The 15577-nt window shown below is 63.9% G+C and carries 14 protein-coding genes; 2 read left to right on the forward strand and 12 right to left on the reverse strand.

The features are described 5' to 3' along the window. Nucleotides 1-247: 247 nt before the first annotated feature. The 12 genes from JQ580_RS14875 to JQ580_RS14930 all read right to left on the reverse strand — a co-directional run bounded on the left by JQ580_RS14875 (nt 248) and on the right by JQ580_RS14930 (nt 14110). Entirely contained in the window at nt 248-1738 is a 1491-nt protein-coding gene (locus tag JQ580_RS14875) for an amidase (protein ID WP_212280821.1), read from the reverse strand. A 16-nt stretch (nt 1739-1754) separates the two neighbouring features. Then, complete coding sequence (locus tag JQ580_RS14880; RefSeq protein ID WP_212280822.1) at nt 1755-2552, reverse strand: FAD binding domain-containing protein; 798 nt, start codon at nt 2550-2552, stop codon at nt 1755-1757. Nucleotides 2553-2563: 11 nt separating this feature from the next. Further along, a complete protein-coding gene (locus tag JQ580_RS14885; protein ID WP_212280823.1) occupies nt 2564-4951 on the reverse strand; it encodes a xanthine dehydrogenase family protein molybdopterin-binding subunit in 2388 nt (795 codons plus the stop codon). A 2-nt stretch (nt 4952-4953) separates the two neighbouring features. Then, nucleotides 4954-5445 carry a (2Fe-2S)-binding protein gene (locus JQ580_RS14890; protein ID WP_212280824.1) on the reverse strand — a complete coding sequence of 164 codons (492 nt, stop codon included), beginning with the start codon at nt 5443-5445 and terminating at the stop codon, nt 4954-4956. Nucleotides 5446-5465: 20 nt separating this feature from the next. Next, nucleotides 5466-6572 carry an ABC transporter ATP-binding protein gene (locus JQ580_RS14895; RefSeq protein ID WP_212280825.1) on the reverse strand — a complete coding sequence of 369 codons (1107 nt, stop codon included), beginning with the start codon at nt 6570-6572 and terminating at the stop codon, nt 5466-5468. Between the two features lie 7 nt (nt 6573-6579). Then, on the reverse strand, nt 6580-7470 hold the full coding sequence (locus JQ580_RS14900) for an ABC transporter permease (RefSeq protein WP_212280826.1): 891 nt from the start codon (nt 7468-7470) through the stop codon (nt 6580-6582). Further along, entirely contained in the window at nt 7467-8357 is an 891-nt protein-coding gene (locus tag JQ580_RS14905) for an ABC transporter permease (RefSeq protein ID WP_212280827.1), read from the reverse strand. Before JQ580_RS14905 ends, JQ580_RS14900 begins: the two co-directional genes overlap by 4 nt. Before the next feature lie 82 nt (nt 8358-8439). Then, nucleotides 8440-9789, reverse strand: a complete 1350-nt coding sequence (locus JQ580_RS14910; RefSeq protein ID WP_212280828.1) for an ABC transporter substrate-binding protein — start codon at nt 9787-9789, stop codon at nt 8440-8442. Nucleotides 9790-10242: 453 nt separating this feature from the next. Then, nucleotides 10243-11220, reverse strand: a complete 978-nt coding sequence (locus JQ580_RS14915) for a HEAT repeat domain-containing protein (protein WP_212280829.1) — start codon at nt 11218-11220, stop codon at nt 10243-10245. A gap of 2 nt (nt 11221-11222) precedes the next feature. Continuing rightward, nucleotides 11223-11456, reverse strand: coding sequence for a 4Fe-4S dicluster domain-containing protein (locus JQ580_RS14920; protein WP_007593252.1), 234 nt, complete (start codon nt 11454-11456; stop codon nt 11223-11225). A 34-nt stretch (nt 11457-11490) separates the two neighbouring features. Then, nucleotides 11491-13233 carry a fumarate reductase/succinate dehydrogenase flavoprotein subunit gene (locus JQ580_RS14925; protein WP_212280830.1) on the reverse strand — a complete coding sequence of 581 codons (1743 nt, stop codon included), beginning with the start codon at nt 13231-13233 and terminating at the stop codon, nt 11491-11493. A 103-nt stretch (nt 13234-13336) separates the two neighbouring features. After that, on the reverse strand, nt 13337-14110 hold the full coding sequence (locus JQ580_RS14930) for a ferredoxin--NADP reductase (protein WP_212280831.1): 774 nt from the start codon (nt 14108-14110) through the stop codon (nt 13337-13339). 195 nt (nt 14111-14305) lie between these two features. On the opposite strand from JQ580_RS14930, the gene JQ580_RS14935 reads away from it, so the two are divergent. Next, on the forward strand, nt 14306-14611 hold the full coding sequence (locus tag JQ580_RS14935; protein WP_212281188.1) for a gamma-butyrobetaine hydroxylase-like domain-containing protein: 306 nt from the start codon (nt 14306-14308) through the stop codon (nt 14609-14611). Nucleotides 14612-14793: 182 nt separating this feature from the next. Further along, on the forward strand, nt 14794-15567 hold the full coding sequence (locus JQ580_RS14940) for a Crp/Fnr family transcriptional regulator (protein WP_212280832.1): 774 nt from the start codon (nt 14794-14796) through the stop codon (nt 15565-15567). Nucleotides 15568-15577 lie beyond the last annotated feature (10 nt).

A 15577-nucleotide genomic window follows, 5' to 3' on the forward strand; every position in this document is an offset into this window, starting at 1 on the left:
ACGACAAGACCGCTCGCAATTTCCTGGCCGCCGTATTGTTAGCCGCAACCCGCCTATGGGTGCGGTTTGAGTCCACGTCCTAGGCCCCCAAAAGTGCGAAAACAACCCCATGCACAGTAGGACGGCCCTTGTTTGCAAAGGGTTTTTCGCGCGTATTTTCAGGGAATCCGAGGCCCAACGGTCCGCAACGCCCCTGAGCCAGCTGACACGTCGGGCAAAACACCTGCATTATTCTATGATGGCCGCTTCACCCCTTGGCGAGCCCTCCACTCCCCTCGCTTAGCGCGAGCTGCGGCCAGAACTTCGCCCAGGGCTGCGCTGCCTCGAACGCCGCGGCGATACGGAAGATCGTGGGTTCGTCGAGCCAGGGCGCGATGATCTGCAGCCCGATCGGCATGCCGTCGCGATCGAAGCCGCAGGGCAGCGTCGCCGCCGGCAGACCCGCCAGATTGATCGGCCAGGTGAACGGCGACCAGCCGAGATGCGGATCGACCTTGCTGCCATCGATCGTGTCGACCCCGATCTGGCCGGCTTCGAATGCGGTGACAGCAACCGTCGGCGTCACCAGCACGTCGACGCGTTCGAACAGCTTGACGAAGGCATTGCGCGCCTGGCCGCGGCGGTAACTCGCCTCGATGTAATCCGTGCCGGTATAGCGCCGTCCGGCGCCGATGACATTGCGATAGTCGGCCTCCGAGCTTGCAAGATCGGTTGCAGACTTGCTCGCAACTGCCGCCGCCTGTTCGGTAAAGGCAATCGGCTTCAGGGTGTGCTCGAGAATGCCGGGGTCGAGGCCCGGGCCGTCCATGACGACCTGTGCGCCGCAGGAATCAAGAGTGGCAAGCGCCTTGCCAAATGCCGCGCACACGTCAGGGCTGACGGCGGCGTAGCCGAGATCGGCGCTGGCGCCGATACGAACGCCATCCAGGCGCCCCGCATCGGTATTGAAGCGACGTGCGGACACGGGAAGGCTCGCGGCATCGCGTAGATCGTAAGCAGCGATGACCTCCAGCGTCAGCGCGGCATCTGCGACCGTGCGGGTGATCGGGCCTGTATGGGCGAGCGAGGCCCAGGATGGCGGCGAGAAGCCGGGCGAGCGCGGCACGAGGCCGAAAGTCGGCTTCAGGCCGAACACGCCGCAAAAGGAGGACGGCACCCGGATCGAACCGACGCCGTCGGTGCCGATCGCGATCGGCCCGCAACCGGCGGCCACGCCCGCTGCCGCGCCGCCGCTCGATCCACCGCTGGTACGGCCGGGATTCCAGGGATTGCGCGTGATGCCGGTGACCGGGCTGTCGGCCGTCAGCTTGTAGCCGGACTCGCAGGTCGTGGTCTTGCAGGTGATGATCGCGCCGGCACCCTTCAGGGACGACACCACGGCGGCATCGGCCTCAGGCACGAACGCCTTGTTCATCGGCGAACCGGCATAGGCCGGTACGCCCGCGACGAAGACGAGATCCTTGATCGTCACGGGCACACCGGCAAGCGGTCCCTCGGCCTCACCCGCGCGCATCTCTTTCGTGATGCGGTCGGCATCCGCCCTCGCCTGCTCGTACATCGGCGTCACCACCGCATTGCAGGCCTCGTGGGTCGCCTGAAGGGCTGCGATGGTGTCGTCAACGACATCGCGCGGGGTGAACGCCTTGCGCCGGTAGCCAGCGACGATCTCGGTAGCAGAAAGCGCGCCAAGGCCAGTCGGCGCCGGCGGGAACGCCGCTCGGCCGGAACCATCAGTCATCTTGTATCCTAAAGAGCTAGCTGAGTGCCGCCTCGACGGCGCGCTTGGCCATCACCGTGACGAGATGCGCACGATAGTCGGCTTCGGCGTGGATATCGGAGGTGAGGCCGTCGGTATCGATCCTGATCGCCGCCACCGCGGTTGGATCAAAATTCTCCGACAACGAAGCCTCCATCGGCGGCACGCGAAACACGCCGGGACCCGCGCCGGTCACGGCGACGCGGACGCCATCGGCGAATTTCGCGACGAACACGCCGACCAGCGCATAGCGCGACGCCGGCGCCTTGAACTTGGCGTAACCCGCCTTGAGCGGCACAGGAAAGCGGATCGCGGTGATGATCTCGCCGGATTCAAGTGCTGTCTCGAACAGGCCGAGGAAGAACTTGTCCGCCGCAATCTGGCGCGTGCTGGTGACGATTGTGGCGCCAAGACCGAGCACACCGGCCGGATAGTCCGCCGCCGGATCATTGTTGGCAACGGAGCCGCCGATAGTGCCCCGGCTGCGCACGGCGGGATCGCCAATCATGGACGCCAGTGCCGAAAGCCCCGGGATCTTCGTTTGCACCAGCTCCGAGGCGGCAACCACTGCATGCGGCGTCATTGCGCCGATGGTGACGGTCGCGCCATCATCGGTAATACCGCTGAGATTTCCGAGCTTCGAAAGATCAATCAGCGCCGCCGGATTGGCCAGCCGCTGCTTGATCGTCGGGATCAGCGTCATGCCGCCCGCAACGAGCTTGCTGTCCTCGATCGAGGTCAGCAGCTTGGCCGCATCGGGAATCCGGGCAGGCTGGTGATAGGCAAATGGTTTCATTGTTGTCCTCCCTATTCCGCGGCGACCGGCAGCGACGCGTTCTGCAGCAGCCGCCAGATCCGGTTCGGCGTCGCCGGCATGTCGACATGGGTGACGCCGAGATGCGACAGCGCATCGACCACCGCATTGATGACGGCAGCCGGCGAGCCGATGGTGCCGACCTCGCCGCAACCCTTCACGCCCATCGGCGTGTGCGTGCAGAGCGTCGAGTGGGTCGCGACGTTCATCATCGGCATGTGATCCGCACGCGGCATGCAATAATCCATCAGCGAGCCCGACAGGAGCTGGCCGGAGCCTTCGTCGTAGACCGCATTCTCGAACAACGCCTGGCCGACCCCCTGCACGATGCCGCCGTGCAGCTGGCCCTCCACGATCATCGGGTTGATCACCGTGCCGACGTCGTCGACAGCGGTGTAGTTGACCAGCGTCACCGTACCGGTCTCGGGATCGACCTCGACCTCGGCAATGTGACACCCGCCGGGATAGGTGAAGTTGACGGGATCGTAATAGGCCTGCTCTTCCAAGCCCGGCTCCAGTACTTCGAGCGGGTAGTTATGCGGCACATAGGCGGCGCCCGCGATCTCCTCGAAGCTCTTGACCCGGTCGGTGCCGGCGACCGCGAACTTGCCGGCCTCGAACTGGATGTCGACCTCGGCGGCCTCGAGCAGATGCGCGGCGATCTTCTTGCCCTTCGCGATCACCTTGTCGGTGGCCTTCGACAATGCGGCGCCGCCGACCACGAGGGAGCGCGAACCGTAGGTGCCCATGCCGAACTGCACGCGGTCGGTATCGCCGAACACGATGTCGACATTCTCGAAGGCAACGCCGAGCTTCTCGGACACGATCTGCGCGAATGTCGTCTCGTGGCCCTGGCCGTGATTGTGGGTGCCGATCATGACCGTCACCTGACCGGTCGGATGCACGCGCACCGTGGCGCTTTCATAGAGGCCGCCGCGCGCCCCCAATCGTCCGGCGAAGCGCGATGGCGCGAGGCCGCAGGCCTCGACATAGGTGGAATAGCCGAGTCCGCGGAATTTGCCCTTGCTCGCAGAGGCCGCCTTGCGGATCCCGAAATTCTTGACGTCGGCGGCCACGAGCGCACCGTCGAGGCATCCCATGGGATCGCCGGAATCGTACTGCACCAGCACCGGCGTCTGGTACGGATAGGCTTCCTTCGGGATCATGTTGCGGCGGCGGATCTCGACCCGATCGATGCCCATCTCGCTGGCTGCGACATCGACCATGCGCTCGAGCACGAAGGTCGCTTCCGGCCGGCCCGCACCCCGATAGGCATCCACCGGCACGGTGTTGGTGAACACCACCTTCACATTGCAATAGATCGCAGGCGTCGTGTAGACGCCGCCGAGCAGCGGCGCATAGAGATTGGTCGGGATGTTCGGCCCGAAGGTCGAGAGATAGCCACCCATATTGGCGAGCGTGTTGACGCGGAAGGCTAGAAACTTGCCGGTCTCGTCGAGCGCCAGCTCGGCCTCGGTGACGTGATCGCGGCCGTGGCGGTCGGAGACATAGCCTTCCGAGCGGCTCGCGACCCATTTGATCGGCCGCTTCACGCGCCTGGCGGCCCAGGTGATCACGGCCTCCTCGCCGTAATGGAACTGCTTGACGCCGAAGCCGCCACCGACATCGGGCGCGACCACCCGCAGCTTGTGCTGCGGGATGTTCAGCACCAGCGCCCCCATCAGGAAGCGCACGACGTGCGGGAACTGGCTGGTGGTCCATAGCGTGAAGCGATCAGTGCCCGGTTCGTATTCGGCGATCGCCGCGCGCGGCTCCATCGGATTGCCGATCAGCCGGTTGTTGACCAGGCTGAGCTTTGCGACGTGGGCCGCCTTCTTGAAGGCGGATTCCACCGCAGCCTTGTCGCCGAGTTCCCAGTCGCAGCAGATGTTGTTCGGGACGTCGTCGAACAGTTGCGGCGCGCCCGGCCTGACGGCTTCGAGCACGCCGACGACGGATGGAAGCACTTCGTAATCGACCGCCAGCAACTCGGCCGCCACGTCGGCCTGCTCGGGCGTCTCGGCGACGACGAAGGCGACCATGTCGCCGACGAAGCGCACCTTGCCTTGCGCCAGCATCGGGAACGGCGGCTCCTTCATCGGCACGCCCTTGGCGTCCGAGATGCCCCAGCCGCAGGGCAGCGAACCGAGGCCGTCGGCCTTGACGTCGTCTCCGGTCAAGACTGCGATGACACCGGGAGACGCCAGCGCCGCGCTCTTGTCGATGCCGCGCAGCACCGCATGCCCGTGTGGCGAACGCACGAATACGCCGGCAGTCATGCCGGGGCGCTTGATGTCGGAGACGTAATTGCCGCGGCCGGTCAGGAAGCGCTGGTCTTCCTTGCGCTTCGGTGAGGCGCCGATGCCGATCACATTGCTCATGGTCACTCTCCCTTGGCGGCATTCATGGCGGCGGCGCCGGCCATGACCGAGATGACGATGTTCTGGTAGCCGGTGCAGCGGCAGATGTTGCCTTCGAGACCGTGGCGGACGTCGGCCTCCGTCAGGTCAGGCTTTTCGGCGGCGAGCGCCACTGCGGTCATCAGCATGCCCGGCGTGCAGAAGCCGCATTGCAGGCCGTGATGCTCGCGGAATGCTTCCTGCATCGGATGCATCTGATTCGAGCCGGGTGCGCCTTGCAGGCCTTCGATGGTCAGCAACGTCGCGCCGTCGAGCGCGGGCGCCAGCAGCGTGCAGCTCTTCACAGGGAGGCCGTCGAGATGCACCACGCAGGCGCCGCACTGGCTGGTGTCGCAGCCGATATGGGTGCCGGTGAGGTGGAGCTGCTCGCGCAGCAACTCGGAGACCAGCGTCGCCGGTGCGGCCTCGACAGTGGTTGGCCGGCCGTTGAGTGTAAAGGATATCTGCACGGTCATACTCCTGTGCGCAGGGGTCTTCAGGCGAGAGGCAACGCGCTGCCGGTGGCCCATGTGGCCATCACGACATCGCCGACGGTGAAGGGATCTGCGAAGAAGGTCTTTTCCGGCACATAGGCGACGAACTCGTCGTCCGGCACGGTGTCGAGCATGACCTTGACGAAATAGCCCTGATACTCGATGGCGAGCACACGGCTCGGCAGCGACGTGGTGCAGCCCGGCGGCAAGTCCCTGCCCGGCCGAACCAGCGCGACATCGTCGCGGCGGACGGCAATATCGACCTTGTCACCGACGCTGACATTTGCGCGCGCCTGAAGCGGCACTTCGATTCCGGAGGGGGCGGCCTGCGCAAGGGTAAAACTCGCACCATTGACCTTCTCGACGCGGCCGGACAGCACGTTCTGTCCGCCCATGAACTCGGCAACGTAGCGATCATGCGGATGGGCATAGACATCGCGCGCCGCGCCTGCCTGCTTGATCTTGCCCTGCTCCATCACCACGACGAGGTCGGCCAGCGCAATCGCCTCGAGCTGGGTATGGGTGACATGGACGAAGGTGATGCCGAGCTCCTGCTGCATCCGCCTGAGCTCCTGGCGCATCTGCACCCGCAGCTGTTCGTCGAGCGCCGACAGCGGCTCGTCGAGCAGCAGCACCCGGGGCTCGGTGATCGCTGCCCGCGCCAGTGCCACGCGCTGCTGCTGGCCGCCGGAGAGCTGGGCCGGCAGGCGATCGGCGAACTGCGTGAGCCGGACCTTCTCGATCATGGCATCGGCGGCACGAAGCCGATCGGTCTTGGACTGGCCTCGCACGCGGAGTGCAAAGGCGATGTTTTCCCGCACCGTCAGATGCGGAAACAGCGCGTAGGACTGGAACATCATCGCGGTGCGGCGCTGCACCGGCGCAAGCCCGACGACGTTCTGCCCACCGATGACGATTTCACCGGCGGTCGGGTCCTCGTGGCCGGCAATCATCCGCAGGATCGTGGTCTTGCCGCAGCCGGACGGGCCGATGAAGCAGCAATAGGCGCCGTCGGCGATCTTCAGGTTGACGCCGTCGACCACGTTGGTGATGCCGTCAAAGCTCTTGCAGACGCCCGCCAGTTCGATATCGCCGCGATCTTTCTTCATTGTCAGCTCAACCCTTTGCGCTGCTGCCGCGCTTCTTCTGGATCAGCACGATGCTGCCGAGGCTCGCACCGATGACGACGAAGGAGACGATGGTGGTGACGGTCCCCAGCGCGTAGAGCGAGGGCGAGGTGACGTTCAGCGTCATGCTCCAGATTTCCAGCGGCAGCGTGTTCAGCGAGCCGGCGGTCTGGAGGCTGCGCGCGAACTCGTCATAGGACAACGTGAAGCCGAACAGCGCGACCGCGACGAGGCCGGGTGCCAGCACCGGGATCATCACCAGCCGGATCGACTGCCAGCGGCTGGCACCGAGATCGTAGGCCGCCTCCTCCCAGACATGGTTGAAGCGCGACATCACGGCGAACATCACGAGCACCCCGAATGGCAGCGTCCAGGACAGCTGCGCGCCGAGCGCTGAGCTGTACCAGCTCGCATTCAGCCCGAGCGCCTGGAACAGGAGCCCCGTGCCGAGGCCGAGCACCAGGCCCGGCGCCACCAGGCTGCCGATCATCATGTAGAAGACGAATGTGTCGCCGCGAAAGCGCTTGCGGAAGCCGAGGCCCGCGAGGAACGACACCACCACGGTGATGACGGTGACGATCACCGCAAGCTTGATCGAGCGGTCGAACGAACCCTTGACATCGCCGGTGCGGACCTGGGTGAAGAGATCGACGAACCAGTGCAGCGAATGGCCCTTCATCGGGAACACCAGGCCGCCGCGGATGTCCTGGAAGGACAGGATATAGATGCAGAACATCGGGCCGTAGAGCGCGATCACGTAGAGCGTGAACAGCGCCGCCAGCACGTAGAACGTCCAGGGCCGCCCTCCTTTGCTCGGCGCGATCGCCCTGGTTGTCGAAGGCACAGCCGTCTCGGGCATATTGGCGGCGACCGCGCTCATCGCGTGATCTCCTGCCGGATGTCGACGGTGCGCAGGATCAGCGAGACGATCGCGACCAGCACCAGGGTCAGCAACACGGCGCTCGCGGCCGCGGTCGGGTATTGCAGCACGCCGACGTCCTCGTAGAAGGCGCTGACCACCGAGGCCGAGCCACCGCCGGACATCACTTTGACCACGAAGAAATCGCCCATCACGATCGAGACGACGAAGATAGTGCCGAGCGCGATGCCGCTCTTGGACATCGGCACCACGATCAGGCGCATGATGTCGAAGCGGCGGGCGCCGGCGTCGATCGCAGCCTCGATCAGCTTCTTGTCGATCCGCGCCATGGAGTTGAAGATCGGCACGATCATGAAGATCGTGAGCTGATGGACGTAGGCGATGACGACGGCGAGGTCCGAGAACAGCAGGACTTCCAGCGGTTGATGGATCACGCCCACACCCAGCAGCGCCTGATTGATCAGGCCTTCCTTGCCGAGCAGCGGAATCCACGAGATCATCCGGATGATGTTCGAAGTCCAGAACGGCACCGTACACAACAGGAACAGGCCGATTGCCAGTAGCTGGTTGCGGACGTGGAACACCAGGAAATAGGCGACGAAGAAGCCGATGATCAGGGTGAAGACCCAGGTTAACACGGTGAACTTGATGGTCGCCAGATACAGCTTCAGCGTCAGCGCCGAATGCAGCACCTCGACATAGCTTGCCAGCGTGAAGCCCGGCGTCAGCCCGCCAAAGCCGTCGGTCGCAAAGAAGCTCGCGGCGAGCACGACCAGGATCGGCGCCACGAAGAACGGCGCGAGCACCAAGACCAGCGGCGAGACATAGAGCCAGCCGGCGAGATTTGCGCGTGGTGACGTTTGAGCTGGGCTAGAACTTGGCTGCATGTCGGCGAACGCCTCGAAGTCGTTCTTGTCGCACCGGCGCAGTCCAGCGCCGGCGCTTCGCATGAGTCAGGGAAAGCAGGTTTCAGGCCACCTTGAAGTCGTTCCAGCGCTTGTTCATGTAGGCGGCCTCGTCCATCAGCGTGTTCCAGCATGAGATGTTCTTGACACGGTCGAGGAACGAGCCGCCGTCACGCTTGGTGCCGGCCTTCTCCATCGGCACGCCGTAGGGATCGTTGATGACCGCGGGCGCCGGCTTGCCGTCGTACCAGAAGTCCCATTCGGCGGCGGTCAGGAATTTCTTCGCCGTCGACGGCACCGGGCTGTAATAGCCGTAGCGGCCGACGAAGCCGCCCTGCCAGCCCGAGAGATACCAGTTGAGATATTCGTAGGCGGCATCCAGCTTCTTGCCGGAAAGATGCTTCATCAGGCCCATGCCGTTGCACCAGCCGCGATAGCCTTCCTTGCCGTTCTTGACGTTGACCGGCGCGTAGACGCACGGGATCTCCTTGACGCGCACCGCGGCGACCGCCGGCGACCACATCGACTGGATCACCACTTCGCCTGCGGCCATCAACTGCACCGACTGGTCGAAGGTGGTCCAGGTCGCGCGGAACTGGCCCTGCTTCTTCAGCTCGATCAGCTTGTTGCAGGTGAAGTCGATCTCCTCCTTGGTCATGTTGCCCTTGTTGCCGTACTTGATCAGCCCGGCGCTTTCGAAGCACAGCGCAGCGTCCATGATGCCGATCGCGGGCACGTCGAGGATCGCGGCCTTGCCCTTGAACTTGGGATCGATCAGGTCCTTCCACTCGGTCACTTCATGGCCGACCAGATCGGGCCGGTAGCCGATGGAGTCGGCATTGTAGACCTGCGGCAGGAAGGTCGCCCATTCGGTGACGCCGTCGTGCAGATCGGTCGAGTCCGGCTTGGAGATGTACATGGCCTCGTAGGGCGAGATGCCCTGGCGCGGGATCTTGTGGCCGTCGATCTCGCCCTTGGTGAAGATCGGCAGGATGTTGTCGAACTCCTTGATCTTTTTGACCTCGATGCCCTGGATCACGGCACGCTTGGCGGCGAGCTTGGCCTGCCAGCCCTCGAGATCGGCGATGTCGACCGTATTAGGCTGGCTTATGAAGCGGTTGATGGCGGCGGAGGTGTCGAGGTTCTGCATCGTCACCTTGAAGCCGAGATCCTTGGCGGCCTGGTCGCCGATCGCCTTGACCACCGAATAGGAGACGCCGACGTGGCGCAACTCGATGTCCTTGATCTCCTGCGCCCAGATGGTCGGGAATCCGCGGATCGCGTCCGATCCGGCGGCCGCGCCCGCCACCGCTGCGGCACCCTTCAACAGCGTGCGCCGGCTCAGCTTTTTCGCCGCTTTCTCGTCCGTTCCCGCCGGACCGGAAGTGGACGTGCCCTTAGCCCCATCAGACATGGCAACCCTCGTTGGTTACGATGAACGCTCGCGCCGTACGCCATTGTCCGGCCGCGGATGTGATCAATTGATCGAGAGGCTAGAGGCGGGATTTTGCGAAGTAAAATTGGAAGTAAAAATTCGCGGCATAAGCGCCGTTAATGGCTCAAATCTCTGCACGTCATCTCGGCACGCGGCTCAGGAAGACAGCAGGCAGAGGTGACCGATCGCCTGAACGTGGGCTTATCCGGTCTGACGTTTCCTTGGATTGTCCGGAGCGCAACATCGGCTTGCACCGCAAGCGACTGTGCTGGTTTTCCAGCCTTCAGCCGTTGGCCTCGTGCAGTTGCCGCTGGCTTTCGTCAGCTGCGGCGGTGTCGAAACGGCCAAGGCCGTCGACACATGGTCCAAAGGAAGTTGTCGTGGCGTGGCACAGCCACACAACAAAGTTGCACTGAGGCGGCCCTATCCGCTCTACGCTCCCGCCTTTCCCTTTCGCGCGGCGATCTGTTGAAGCGCCCAACGGGCGTTCTTGCGCACATCGGGATCGGGATCGTCGGCGATTGCCACGAGGTATGCCTCGCCCTCGGGAGCGGCGATCTCGCCGAGCGCGGCAGCCGCCTCTTTCCGCAAATTCGCCTGCTCGTGGCTGATGCAGTTGCCGATCGGGCGCAAGGCGCGCTCGATCTTCATCTTGCCCAGGCTCCGGATTGCCTTGAGCCGCACCTGCCAGAATTCGTCGGCAAGTGAGGCGATCAGCTGATCGGCAGCGAGCGAGCCGTTGACGTTGAGCCCCAGAGTCTCGGCGGCCATCTCCCGGACCATCCAGTCGGCGTCCTTCAGGGCGCGGGTGATGGTCTCGGCCGCCGGCTTCATCTGCGAGAAGGCGAGCGCGCTGACCGCGGCGCGGCGCACATGGGCGTCGGGATCGTGGATCAGCGCGGTCAGCGCCGGGATCGACTCTTCGAGCTTCAGGAAACCGATCACGCCGATCGCCTGCACCCGGACGGCCGCGTCACCGTCCTGGAGCGCTTCCAGTGCCGGCTTCAGCGTGTCCTTGCGGCGCAACTCCTTGAGCGCGCGCAGCGCGCCCATGCGAACGAAAGCGTGGCCATGCTTGACCAGCGGCAGGATGATTTCGGCGCAGGCGGGGTCCTTGAATTCGGCCAGACTGTCGGCCGCGGCCGACGCCACGATCCGCTCGGGATCGACGAGCAGCCTGACGAGTGCACTTGCAGCCTCCGGCCCGTCAAACTCGCCGAGCGCCATCGCGACCTGCTGGCGCACGCCCGCGTCGGGATCCGACACGAGGTTGGCGAGATGCGCGACCGCGGCCGGATCGCCGGAATGGCCGAGCGCGATGATGGCGACGCGCCGCTCGGCCGGATCGGCGGCCTGCAACCGCTCGTCGGCGTCTTCGAGATCGTCGTAGGATTCGAACGGGCTCGACATGGTCACCTCAACAGATAGGGAATGTTGACGGTGACCGCGCCGGTCGGGCAATCTGCCTCGCAGGGCATGCAATACCAGCACTCGTCATAGGCCATGTAGGCCTTGTTGGTCATGTCGCTGATGCGGAGCACGTCGAGCGGACAAACGTCGACGCATACGGTGCAGCCCTTGTCGGCGATGCATTTGGCGTCGTCGACGACCACCGGAACCGATGTCTGATAGGATGCGAGAGGCATCGTTGATCTCCTGTTGATTCTATTTGGCGGTGGATCAGGCGGTCGCGCGGATGCGCTGCTTGTCGTAGAGGTCCTTCTCGTCGTCGGCGATCGGCACGACATAAGGCTCGACGGCGCGCTTCTCGCTGGTCATCTTGCCGTTCTGCTTGCTCAGCAGCGTGTGGCAGAACCAGTTCTCGTTGTCCTTCTCCGGAAAATCGGTGCGCCAGTGATAGAGGCCCCAGCGGCTCTCCTCGCGATACAGCGAGGCGTGGACCGCCATGTCGGCGCAGTCCATGATCGACTGCACTTCGAGCGCACGGAGCAACTCGTGCGCGTTTCGCGCGATCATGTGCTCCTGCATGTCCTGCCGCGTCTCGGCGAGGCGGCGCATGCCGAGCTCGTATTTGCGCGTGACCTTCGGCGGCTGGAGATAGTCGTTGACGAGGCGGCGAGTCTTGTACTCGACCTGGTTCGGCGGAATGCCGTCCTCTCGCCTGGTCGGCGCCATCACGCGGTCGCGTTCCCGGGCGACGTCGGCCGCGTCGAACTCCGCGAAATCGTGGCTGTCGGCGAACTCCATCGCGTCGATGCCGGCGACCGCTCCGTTGGTGAAGGCACCAAGCATGTAATTGTGCGGCACGCTCGCCATGTCGCCGGCTGCATAGAGGCCCGGCACGGTGGTGCGGGCGTTGTCGTCGACGAACACGCCGGAGGCGCTGTGACCCGAGCAGAAGCCGATCTCGGAGATGTGCATCTCGATCGAGTCGTTGCGATAGTCGACCCCGCGCCCCTGCTGGAACAAGCCGCGCGTCGGCCGCTCCACCTTGTGCAGTGTCGATTCGATTTCCGAGATCGTATCCGGGTGGAGGTGCTTGAGCTGGAGGAACACCGGGCCCTTGCCCGACAGCAGCTCGTTGTAGAATTCGAGCATCATCTGTCCGGACCAATAGTCGCATTCGATGAAGCGCGAGCCTTCGTTGTTGGCGGTAAAGGCGCCGAAGGGCCCGGCGACATAGGCGCAGGCAGGGCCGTTATAGTCCTTGATCAGCGGATTGATCTGGTAACATTCGAGGTTCGCGAGCGCGGCGCCCGCGTGATAGGCCATGGAATAGCCGTCGCCGGAATTGGCGGCGTTTTCGTAGGTGCCGAACATGTAGCCGGAGGTCGGCAGACCCAGCCGGCCGGCGGCGCCCATGCACAGGATCACGGCCTTGGCCTTGATCACCAGCATTTCGGCCGTGCGGGTGTTGACGCTGATCGCGCCAGCGATGCGGCCGTCGCTCGATTTGAGCAGCCGCGTTGCCATATAGCGATTCGAGATCAGGATGCGGGCGCGCCGCAGCTGGCGATAAAGCGCTTTCTTCACGGTCTCGCCGTTCGGCATCGGCAGAACGTAGGTGCCGATGTGGTGCACCTTCTTGACGGCGTAGTCGCCATTCTCGTTCTTCAGGAAGCGAATGCCGAAGCTGTCGAGTTCCTCGATGATGCTGTAGCAGTTCTGCGCGTATTTATAGACCGCCTTCTGGTCGACGATGCCGTCATTGGCGATGGTGATTTCCTTGGTGTACTGCTCCGGCGTTGCATAGCCAGGGATGACGGCGTTGTTCAGGCCGTCCATGCCCATCGAGATCGCGCCGGAGCGCTTGACGTTGGCCTTTTCGAGCAGGACGACATTGGCCTTCGGATTCTTCAGCTTCGCCTTGAGCGCCGCCATCGGGCCGGCCGTGCCGCCACCGATCACCAGCACATCGCAGGAAACCTCCGAAAGTCCGTCGACGATCTGATCTAGTGCCATCGCTTGCTCCTGGTTCGCCGTTCGTCCGGCGCCTTTGCGTCAAAGTTGTTCAGGGAGCGTCGCGGCGATAGCAATTAGTTGTCGCCGCGACGCGATTTGCGCCTCAGCGCTCGACAAAGGCCTTTTCAATGACGAAATGGCCGGGCCGGCTGTGGTTGCCTTCGACGAAGCCACGCCCGGAGACCATTGCGGGAAGTTCCTCCAGCATCGCCGGACTGCCACAGAGCATGATGCGGTCGGTCTCGATGTCGAGGCCGCCCTGCCCGATATCGTCGAAGATCTGGCCCGAGGCGATCAGATCGGTGATGCGGCCACGATTCCTGAACGGCTCGCGGGTGACGGTCGGGTAGTAGACGAGCTTGTCGCGGATCAGCGGTCCGAAGAATTCGTGATTGCGGAGGCCTTCCACAAGGTGCTCGCCATAGGCGAGCTCGGAGACCTGGCGGCAGCCATGGGCGAGCACGATGGTCTCGTAGTTCTCGTAGACGTCGGGGTCCTTGATCAGGCTGGCGAACGGCGCGAGGCCCGTGCCGGTCGAAAGCAGCAGGAGCCGCTTTCCGGGAATGAGATTGCCGGTGATCAAGGTTCCCGTCGCCTTGCGGCCGACCAGGATGATGTCGCCTTCGCTGATCTTCTGGAGGCGCGAGGTCAGCGGCCCGTCCTGAACCTTGATCGAGAAGAATTCGAGCGCCTCCTCGTGATTGGCGCTGGCCATGCTGTAGGCCCGCATCAACGGCTTGCCTTCGACCTCGAGGCCGATCATCGCGAACTGTCCGTTCTGGAAACGGAAGCCTGGATCACGGGTCGCGGTGAAGCTGAACAGAGAATCAGTCCAGTGCCGGACCGTGAGAACCGTCTCCCTTTGAAATGCGCTCATCCGTCGTCTCTCCATGCCTGCGGTTGGGCGCAAGGTTTCGGAGAGACGGGAGTCCGGCAACCTGGAACTGAAATTCCCGGTCGATTAGTTTCACATTTCGCGGGCGATGATCGGAACGCAGCAGGCGTTGGCAACTAGTTGCTATTCGCGATCGTCTGCGACGCCGTAGATAAGGGTCGGAGATACGCCATGACCATGACCCTGGTAGCACCGACCGTGACAGACTACGAAGCGAGCGCCGACCTGGCGACGCTCCTCGTCCGCACCACACTGGATGATGCGCTGAGCGTTCCTGCCGAAAAGCTTCGCCTTTCCTGCAGATGCGCCCACTGCACCCGCGCCCGCTTCGACGGCCGCTTTCCCGAAAACTTCCCCGGCATCGCAATCACTGGGATCGGCGACCTCGGCTATGGGCTGAACATCTCGTTCTCGGACGGACATGATCGGGGGATTTACCCGAAGCCGTATCTGCTGAGCCTGGCGGGCGGCGGGGACCGATAGTCGGGATCGTCATTCCGGGGCGCCCGAAGGGCGAGCCCGAAATCCATAACCCGGCTCGTGACTATGGATTCCGGGCCTGCGCGCTTTGCGCGCATCCCGGAATGATCCGGAAAGAAGAATACTCTCGTCTGGCACGGACATTGCTCCTCTTTAGAACGATTTGAACGTTCCGGAGGCTGACGATGTTGCAGGCGGCGAATGTGGTTCGCGGGGCTGTTCCCCCGGCAGTCCGGCCTGCAGGCAGCTCCTCGCTGCTGCTCACCGAGAACCAGCAATGGATCGGCGGGCCCCCGCCGCTGATGGACAAGCTCTCCCCGCGTGAGCGGGAGCAGGTGCTGAAGCAGGGCCGCCGAAAAGTGCTCAACCGCGGCCAGACCCTGTTCAGCCAGGGCGGCAAGCATGACGGCATCTGGCTGATCGAGAGCGGCCGCATCCGGGTGTTCTACACCTCCCCGCTCGGGCGCGAGATTACGCTGGCCTATTGGCATGTCGGCAATTTCGTCGGCGGACCGGAAGTGTTCGAAGGCACCGTGCATCAATGGTCCGGCGTTGCGTCCAGCAATTGCAGCGTCGTGCACCTTCCTGGAAAGGAGTTGCGGTCCCTTGCCGTCGAGATTCCGAACCTTGCGATCGGCCTGATCGAGGGCCTGACATTCAAGGGCAAATGCTATTCGGCTCTCGCCCAGATGCTCGGGACGCGCTCGATCACGCAGCGCCTTGCGCATCTGCTACTGCACCTCGTCGAGCTCTATGGCGTCGAGGACGCCGATGGCAGGGTGATCGCGGCGGCCTTCACCCATGCCGACATTGCACACATGGTCGGGGCCACCAGGCAATGGGTCACGATCAGCCTGAAGCGGATGCAGGAAAAGGGAATCGTGCTGACCAAGCGATCGCAGATCGTGGTCTGCCGGGCAGACGTGTTGGAAGAGATGCGCGGCCACGCACCCGATTGACCGAATTTGC

This window comes from Bradyrhizobium sp. SZCCT0148, from assembly GCF_018129985.1.
GTDB classification, from domain to species: domain Bacteria; phylum Pseudomonadota; class Alphaproteobacteria; order Rhizobiales; family Xanthobacteraceae; genus Bradyrhizobium; species Bradyrhizobium japonicum_H.

Excerpts from the sequence above, each read along its gene's own strand:
- JQ580_RS14875 (WP_212280821.1), bottom strand. The coding sequence starts at position 1,738 with ATGACTGATGGTTCCGGCCGAGCGGCGTTCCCGCCGGCGCCGACTGGC.
- JQ580_RS14880 (WP_212280822.1), bottom strand. The coding sequence starts at position 2,552 with ATGAAACCATTTGCCTATCACCAGCCTGCCCGGATTCCCGATGCGGCC.
- JQ580_RS14885 (WP_212280823.1), bottom strand. The coding sequence starts at position 4,951 with ATGAGCAATGTGATCGGCATCGGCGCCTCACCGAAGCGCAAGGAAGAC.
- JQ580_RS14890 (WP_212280824.1), bottom strand. The coding sequence starts at position 5,445 with ATGACCGTGCAGATATCCTTTACACTCAACGGCCGGCCAACCACTGTC.
- JQ580_RS14895 (WP_212280825.1), bottom strand. The coding sequence starts at position 6,572 with ATGAAGAAAGATCGCGGCGATATCGAACTGGCGGGCGTCTGCAAGAGC.
- JQ580_RS14900 (WP_212280826.1), bottom strand. The coding sequence starts at position 7,470 with ATGAGCGCGGTCGCCGCCAATATGCCCGAGACGGCTGTGCCTTCGACA.
- JQ580_RS14905 (WP_212280827.1), bottom strand. The coding sequence starts at position 8,357 with ATGCAGCCAAGTTCTAGCCCAGCTCAAACGTCACCACGCGCAAATCTC.
- JQ580_RS14910 (WP_212280828.1), bottom strand. The coding sequence starts at position 9,789 with ATGTCTGATGGGGCTAAGGGCACGTCCACTTCCGGTCCGGCGGGAACG.
- JQ580_RS14915 (WP_212280829.1), bottom strand. The coding sequence starts at position 11,220 with ATGTCGAGCCCGTTCGAATCCTACGACGATCTCGAAGACGCCGACGAG.
- JQ580_RS14920 (WP_007593252.1), bottom strand. The coding sequence starts at position 11,456 with ATGCCTCTCGCATCCTATCAGACATCGGTTCCGGTGGTCGTCGACGAC.
- JQ580_RS14925 (WP_212280830.1), bottom strand. The coding sequence starts at position 13,233 with ATGGCACTAGATCAGATCGTCGACGGACTTTCGGAGGTTTCCTGCGAT.
- JQ580_RS14930 (WP_212280831.1), bottom strand. The coding sequence starts at position 14,110 with ATGAGCGCATTTCAAAGGGAGACGGTTCTCACGGTCCGGCACTGGACT.
- JQ580_RS14935 (WP_212281188.1), top strand. The coding sequence starts at position 14,306 with ATGACCCTGGTAGCACCGACCGTGACAGACTACGAAGCGAGCGCCGAC.
- JQ580_RS14940 (WP_212280832.1), top strand. The coding sequence starts at position 14,794 with ATGTTGCAGGCGGCGAATGTGGTTCGCGGGGCTGTTCCCCCGGCAGTC.